Raw genomic sequence first — 7,264 nt, 5'->3', positions numbered from 1 at the left:
GACTTCCCCTCCCTGCCGGGCGACCTCTCGGTGGACGTGGCCATCATCGGAGGTGGCATCGCGGGGCTGACGACGGCCTGGCTGCTCAAGCGCGCCGGCAAGAAGGTCGCGGTGCTGGAGATGCACCGCATCCTCTCCGGCCAGACAGGGCAGACGACCGCGCACCTGACGGAGCTCCTGGACACGCCGTACACCACGCTCATCCAGGACTTCGGTGACAAGGGCGCGCACCTGGCCGCGTCCTCCAGCCGGGCCGCCATCGAACAGATTGCATCCCTGGTGGAGTCGCTCTCCATCGACTGCGGCTTCAGCCGGGTGCCGGCCTTCAAGTACGCGCGGACCGACCGGGAGCTGCGCGACCTGGTGCTTGAAGTCTCCGCCGCGAGGCAGGTGGGGCTGCTGGCCTCCTTCACCAAGGACGTGCCGCTGCCCTTCCCGGTGAAGGGCGCGCTGCGCGTGGAGGACCAGGCCCTGTTCCACCCGCGCGAGTACCTGCTCGCGCTCGCGGACGCCATCCCTGGCGACGGCTGCCACCTGTTCGAGAACACGAAGGTGGTGGAGGTCCATGACGGTGCGCCCTGCCGCGTCGTCACCGAGCGGGGCACCGTCACCGCCCAGGCCGTGGTGGAGGCCACCACCACGCCGCTCAACCGCGTGGCGATGCACACCAAGCTCTACGCCTACCGCACCTATGCCGTGGCGGGGCCGCTGGAGGGGCCCCTGGAAGCGGGCCAGTACTACGACAGCCAGGAGCCCTATCACTACATCCGCACGCAGCAGGTGGACGGCGTGCCGTACGTCATCGTGGGCGGCGAGGACCACAAGGTCGGCGCGGAGGAGGACACCGCTTCGCGCTTCACCGCGCTGGAGGACTACGCGGTGAGACACCTGCCCGTGAAGCGCCTCACCCACCGCTGGTCGGGGCAGATCATCGAACCCGCGGACGGCCTGCCCTTCATCGGTCGCAACGTGGGCCGCCGTCACGTGTACGTGGCCACGGGCTTCTCCGGCACGGGCATGACGTTCGGGACGCTGGCAGGCATGGTGGTGTCGGACCTCATCCTCGGCAACGAGGACCCCTACGCCGCGCTGTACGCCCCGGGCCGCGTGAAGCCGAAGGCCAGCGCGAAGGATTTCATCCAGGAGAACGCGGACGTGGCCTTCCGCTTCGTCGCGGACCGCCTGGCCAGGCCGGACGGTCACCACCTGGCGGACGTCGCCCCGGGCGAAGGGAAGATTCTGGAAGTGGAGGGCCACAAGGTGGCCGTCTACCGCGAGGACGATGGCACCGCGCACGCCGTGTCTCCCGTGTGCACGCACCTGGGGTGCCACGTGCACTGGAACAACGCGGAGCGCTCCTGGGACTGCCCCTGCCACGGTGGCCGCTTCAGCCCCACCGGCCGCGTGCTCAACGGCCCCGCGCTGAAGGACCTGCCGTCGCGGAAATTGCCGGTGAAGTGAGAAGTGTGGGTGGGAGGCTTCCATTCACGGGCCTGCACCCCCATCTATCAGCACCTGACTTTCACCTGTCCTGGGGGACGACATGAACGCGTTGGAACTGCTCAAGCAGCAGCACGAGGAAGTGTCCAAGCTGTTCAAGCGGTACGAGAAGCTCAAGGACCACGACGACGAGCAGCGCCAGGAAATCTTCGAGCAGGTGGCGGACCGCCTGGGCGCGCACGCGAAGATTGAAGAGCTGTATTTCTATCCGGCGCTCAAGAAGGAGGACACCGAGGACGAGCTGCGCGAAGCCGTCGAGGAGCACCTCGTCGTCAAGCGCCTCATCGCGGACCTGCTGGACATGGAGGCGGACGACGAGGAATTCGACGCCAAGATGAAGGTCCTCCAGGAGAACGTGGAGCACCACGTCGAGGAGGAGGAGAAGGAGCTCTTCAAGTCCGCGCGCAAGCTCATGACCAAGGAGCAGTTGGAGGACCTGGGCGTCCAGATGGAGGAGGAGTTCGACTCGCTGATGGAAGGCGAGCCGCGCATGGACGTGCCCGAGGAGACCGACCGCGCCGCGCCCATCTGAACCGGAGCGCGTGGGAACGGGGTTGCGCGTGGCACGGGGCCGGGCAGCATGCGGTCCATGCCGCGCGCTCCCGCCCCGTCCCCTTCGTTGCTCCCTGACGCGTACACGCCTTCGGTGCGGCGCTCGCTCCTCAAGGCCGACCCGACGCTCGGGCCCCTCTTCAAGACGGTGGGCCCCTTCCGCATGGAGCGCAGCCCCCTGCACAGCCCCTTCGAGGCACTGGCGCACTCCATCGTCTACCAGCAGCTCCACGGCCGCGCGGCGGCGACCATCTTCGGCCGCGTGTGCGAACGCGTGGGGCAGGGCAGGGGCTTCACGCCCCAGAAGCTGCTCGCGGTGCCGGACCTGTCCTTGCGCGAAGCGGGCCTGTCCGCGAACAAGCTGCTGGCCATCCAGGACCTGGCGCGCAAGACGGTGGATGGCACCGTGCCGACGCTCGCCCGCGTGCGCCGGATGTCCGACGCGGACCTGATTGAACACCTCACGCAGGTGCGAGGCATTGGCCAGTGGACCGTGGAGATGCTGCTCATCTTCCGCCTGGGCCGGCCGGACATCCTGCCCGTGGACGACTACGGCGTGCGCAAGGGCTTCATGGTGCTCAACGGCCTGAAGGAGATGCCCAAGCCCAAGGCGCTCCTGGCCTACGGCGAGCGCTGGCGCCCGTACCGCACGGTGGTGAGCTGGTACCTGTGGCGGGCGGCGGACCTGCCCGTGGGCACCTTCGCTCCGCCCCAGGGCAGCCCGGCGAGCTAGGGCTGGGAGCGCACCGTCCCTTGTCGTGACGCGCGGCCGTCCTCACCCCTTGGGGACGGAGGAATCACCGCGCATGCGTGCACTCACCTATCAAGGTCCCTACCGCGTCCAGGTGGAGCAGAAGCCCGACCCGCGCATCGAGCATCCCCAGGACGTGGTCCTCAAGGTGACCCGCGCCGCCATCTGCGGCTCCGACCTGCACCTGCTCCACGGGCTGGTGCCGGACACGCGCGTGGGCTGCACCTTCGGCCACGAATTCACCGGCGTGGTGGAGGAGGTGGGCGGCGAAGTGGCGCAGCTCAAGAAGGGCGACCGCGTGGTGGTGCCCTTCAACATCTCCTGCGGCACCTGCTTCTACTGTCAGCGCGGCCTCACCGGGAACTGCGAGAACAGCAACCCGGGCAGCGACGTGGCGTCCGGCGTGTATGGCTATTCGCACACCACCGGCGGCTTCGACGGCGGGCAGGCCGAGTACGTGCGCGTGCCCTTCGCGGACGTGGGACCCATGAAGATTCCGGACGGCATGGACGACGAGTCCGTCCTCTTCCTGAGCGACATCCTGCCCACCGGCTACCAGGCCGCGGAGATGGGGGAAATCAAGGGAGGGGAGACGGTGGTGGTGTTCGGCGCGGGCCCCGTGGGTCTCTTCGCGATGAAGTCCGCGTGGCTGATGGGCGCGGGCCGCGTGGTGGCGGTGGACCACCTGCCGTACCGCCTGGAGTTCGCGCGCAGGTTCGCCAACGTGGAGACGGTGAACTTCAAGCACGTGGACGACATCGTCCTGCACCTGAAGGACATGTTCGAAGGCCGCGGCCCGGACGTCTGCATCGACGCGGTGGGCATGGAGGCGGAAGGCTCTCGCGCGCACCGCGTGCTGGGCCTGGGGTTGAAGCTGGAGGCCGGCGCGCCCACCGTCATCCAGTGGTGCATCAACAGCGTGCGCAAGGGCGGCAACATCTCCATCATCGGCGTGTACGGGCCGCCGTGGAACTTCATCCCCATTGGCACCGCGATGAACAAGGGCCTGACGCTGCGGATGAACCAGGCGAACACCCGGCGCTACATGCCGCACCTCTTGGAGCACATCCAGAAGGGGCGCATCGACGCGAAGGCCATCATCACCCACCGCTTCCCGCTGGAGCAGGCGCCGGAAGCCTACGACCTGTTCTCCGACAAGCAGGACGGGTGCATCAAGTGCGTCCTCATGCCCCACGGCCACGCCTGACCTGAACCCGCTTCAACCACCAGGAAGCCTTCCATGCCCCAGAAGACACCTCGCAAGCCAGGCACCGCGAAGCCCCGGGCGAAGTCGAAGCCGAAGTCGACGGACATCGCCGTGGACCTGGACCCGTCCCAGCGCCCGGGCGTCCCAATGGAGACCGTGCCGCAGCCACTGGCGGGGGCGCGCGTGCCCATCGTGCCCCAGCACGCGGACGTGCCGGTGTACAAGCACGCGGGCCGCAGGCAGATGCCTCCGGTGTTCGGCACCGCCCAGCCTCCCCAGGGGCTGAGCGGCCTGCTGCGAAGGGCCGCCTACGGCAAGCCGGACCACGTTCCCTCGCACTGGATGCTGTTGCTCCTGGCGGACCGGGTGGACGTCTGGGAGCACCGCCTGCGCAAGTCGCTTCCCTGGGCCGCGCCCACGGCCGTGGTCCTCGCCGCCGGCCTGATGTGGCGGGCCCGCCGCGCTTGAGGCGGCAGGCCGCGCCGGGGGGCCTTACGCGTCCCGGCCGTTGTAGGGCATGGGGGTGAGCGTGGAGAGGTCCACGCCGTCCAGGCAGCGCACGTTGATGGCGAACATCCGCTTGCCATCCGGGCCCATGCCGGTGCCGTAGGACTCCACGCCGCAGTTGGAGCAGAAGAGGTGGTCGATGACCTTCTTGTTGAACTGGTAGAGCTTCTGGTTGTCCACGCCGGCCAGGGGCTTGAACTGCTCCGGGGGGACGAAGGTCAGCAGCAGGCCGCGCTTGTGACAGATGGAACAGTTGCAGCTCACCACCTGTGCCAGGTCCGTCTGGGCCTCGTACTTGACCTGTCCACAGTGGCATGCACCCGCGTACGTCTTCATCTCCGCCATGTCGCTTCCTCCAGGAGTGTGTTGGGGGCCGGGCCGGAGCGTGCGCTCCGCCCACCCGGACCGTGGCGCGAATCAACGACAGAGGCGGCGGGGACCGCAAGCGACCCCGGGAGGAACGCGGGTCCCGGGGCGCTTTTGCGGCGGTGCGTCAGGGCTTCACGTCAGTCAGAGGCGGTCATCACGGAGACCATCCGCACGAAGCGGCGGTCGGTGCTCACCGCGGCGATGACGTAGCCGCCCGTCCAGCCCGGCGCGCCGCAGCCCCGGCAGCTCCAGCCGGTGATGTAGAGGCGGTTGCTGTTGCGGGAGATGGCCGTGATGTAGGCCGTCGCGCCCTCCACTTCGTCCACCGTCGGCGTGCCGGAGACGGTGCCCGCGCTGAGCGTCGCGATGAGCTCCTTCACGGTGATGGGCGCGAAGGCGCTGCTCTGCGGACCGAAGTAGGAGCTGAACGCTTCACCCAGGGTGGCCTGGTTCGCGATGCCCTGCCCGTTGGCGATGTAGCCCTCCTGGATGCGCGAGGAGTTCGCCAGCGGTCCGGTGGCGCCGTACAGCGACGCGGCGGTGCCGGCGACGGGGCTCAGGTACAGGGGCGCGCCCACCGCGCTCGCGTCGTTCAGCTCGTAGAAGTCCGCGAAGTACTTCGCCGCGGTGCCCGTCAGCGACTGCTGGAACGGCGTGTCGTTGAGGCGGGTGGTGAGGTACGCGCGCTCGGCGCTGTCCACGCCCGTGAAGCCGCCGGTGTCGTTGAGGAACGCGTCGAGCGCGGTCTTGATCTCCGAGCGGAGGACGGTGGCGCCGCCGGGGCTGGTGGTGCCGCGCGCGGTGGTGATGCTCGCCTCGAAGGCGGGGATGCTGGTGGTGGACGTGGCGAGCGCCGTCGGCGCGGTGAGCAGGACGAGCCCGCCCAGCAGCGACTTCATCGACTTGTTCATCATGTGAACCTCTTCATTCGCGGGGCCGGGGACCGGCGCCCACGTTCGGGGGGAACATCAGACGACGCGGTGGCAAGTACCACGCGCCCCTGACAGGTCCGCCGTGAGGTTCCGGTGACACGTGGCCTCGTGACACGTCCGTGATGAAGGGCGACCGGCGTGACGGAAATGTTTCACGGCACGGGCTGGGCCGTGGGCGCGGGGCTGTTGCGGCGCAGGGGCGCGAGCAGCGCGAGGAACGCGGCGGACAGCGCGACGCCCAGCAGGAACACGTTCGGATAGCCCCAGCCGCCGAACTTCGGATCCGCGAGCAGTCCCGCGAGCGGCCCGGCGGGGGCCTTGCCCGCGACCTCCACGCTGGCCAGCAGTGTGTAGTGCGTGGCGCCGATGCGGCGGTCGGTGCGCGACATCATGAAGGCGAACATCACCGTGGTGAGCGCGCCGCCGAAGAACTCCTCGGTGAGGGTGACGCCCAGCACGCCCGCGTCGCTGACGCCCACCTGCGTGAGGAGCCACCGTCCCGCCAGGGGCAACAGGCGCAGCGTCCCGGTGAGCGCCACCGCGCCCAGCAGCGGCAGGCGCGCGGCGAGCAGGCCGCCGCAGGTGGACCCGATGAGCGACGCGGCGGTGCCCCACGTGCCCACCCACAGGCCAATCTGGGCGGGCGTGTAGCCTGAGTCCACGAGGAAGGGCTTGTAGAGGACGTCGGACATGGACTCGCCCAGCTTGTACGTGCCGATGAAGAGCAGGAGCCACCCGGTGCCCGGCACGGTGAGCGCGGACTTGAGGCGCGCGAAGAGCGCGGGCCAGTCCAGCTTCGGCGCGTCAGGGCCCTCCTGGGCCTCCTGTGCTCGGGGGGGCGGCTCTCGCACGAAGAGGACGACGGTGAAGACCGTGAGGCACAGCGCGGCCATGACGAGGAACAGGCCCGACCAGCCGATGCGCGAGCTGGCCCACACGAGCAGCCCGCCGCCGGTGAGCATGCCCAGCTTGTAGCCCACGACCTGCGCGGTGTTGCCCGGGCCCAGCTCCTCCGGCCGCAGCAGGTCCACCGCGAAGCCGTCCACCGCGATGTCCTGGGTGGCGGCGAAGAGGTTCATCACGAAGATGAGGCCCAGCAAGAGCGGCAGCGAGTCTCGCTGCGCGGCGAAGGCAGCGCCCACGCACGCCAGGGCCAGGCCCGCCTGCATGGGCAATATCCAGGAGCGGCGCCGGCCCACGCGCTGGGAACCGTAGCGGTCCACCAGCGGGGCCCACAGCGCCTTGAGCATCCACGGCAGCGACAGCGCACCCGCGAAGCCCAGCGCGGCCAGGGAGACGCCGCGCGTGCGCAGGAAGACGGGCAGCGCTGTCACCTGGAAGCCGAACGGAAGTCCCTGCACGAAGTAGAGGGCGCACAACAGCCACAGCCGGGACGGGATGCGTCGCATGGTCGTGGGGGCAGCCTATACTTCTGGCCTTCCAAAC

8 protein-coding genes are annotated in these 7,264 nt (G+C 69.2%); 5 read left to right on the top strand and 3 right to left on the bottom strand.

Annotated elements, in window-relative coordinates; genetic code table 11:
• From D7V88_RS17185 to D7V88_RS17165, 5 genes are all read left to right on the top strand, one after another.
• On the top strand, positions 1 to 1,461 hold a 1,461-nt coding region (locus D7V88_RS17185; protein ID WP_244238195.1), incomplete at its 5' end, for an FAD-dependent oxidoreductase.
• A gap of 82 nt (positions 1,462 to 1,543) precedes the next feature.
• Positions 1,544 to 2,032, top strand: coding sequence for a hemerythrin domain-containing protein (locus D7V88_RS17180; RefSeq protein WP_120541727.1), 489 nt, complete (start codon positions 1,544 to 1,546; stop codon positions 2,030 to 2,032).
• Positions 2,033 to 2,089: 57 nt separating this feature from the next.
• Complete coding sequence (locus tag D7V88_RS17175; protein WP_120541729.1) at positions 2,090 to 2,785, top strand: DNA-3-methyladenine glycosylase family protein; 696 nt, start codon at positions 2,090 to 2,092, stop codon at positions 2,783 to 2,785.
• A gap of 73 nt (positions 2,786 to 2,858) precedes the next feature.
• Positions 2,859 to 4,010, top strand: a complete 1,152-nt coding sequence (locus tag D7V88_RS17170) for a zinc-dependent alcohol dehydrogenase (protein ID WP_120541726.1) — start codon at positions 2,859 to 2,861, stop codon at positions 4,008 to 4,010.
• Between the two features lie 33 nt (positions 4,011 to 4,043).
• A complete protein-coding gene (locus tag D7V88_RS17165; RefSeq protein ID WP_120541725.1) occupies positions 4,044 to 4,478 on the top strand; it encodes a hypothetical protein in 435 nt (144 codons plus the stop codon).
• 24 nt (positions 4,479 to 4,502) lie between these two features.
• Here the strand turns inward: D7V88_RS17165 and D7V88_RS17160 are convergent, their stop codons facing one another.
• From D7V88_RS17160 to D7V88_RS17150, 3 genes are all read right to left on the bottom strand, one after another.
• Positions 4,503 to 4,862, bottom strand: coding sequence for a GFA family protein (locus D7V88_RS17160; protein ID WP_120541724.1), 360 nt, complete (start codon positions 4,860 to 4,862; stop codon positions 4,503 to 4,505).
• A gap of 161 nt (positions 4,863 to 5,023) precedes the next feature.
• A complete protein-coding gene (locus tag D7V88_RS17155) occupies positions 5,024 to 5,800 on the bottom strand; it encodes a hypothetical protein (RefSeq protein ID WP_120541723.1) in 777 nt (258 codons plus the stop codon).
• A 170-nt stretch (positions 5,801 to 5,970) separates the two neighbouring features.
• Entirely contained in the window at positions 5,971 to 7,227 is a 1,257-nt protein-coding gene (locus D7V88_RS17150) for an MFS transporter (protein WP_120541722.1), read from the bottom strand.
• Positions 7,228 to 7,264: the final 37 nt, after the last annotated feature.

The sequence above is a fragment of the Corallococcus terminator genome (assembly GCF_003611635.1).
Lineage (GTDB): Bacteria > Myxococcota > Myxococcia > Myxococcales > Myxococcaceae > Corallococcus > Corallococcus terminator.
The sequence above is the reverse complement of the archived record's forward strand: the minus strand, read 5'-3'. Positions and strand labels throughout refer to the sequence as shown.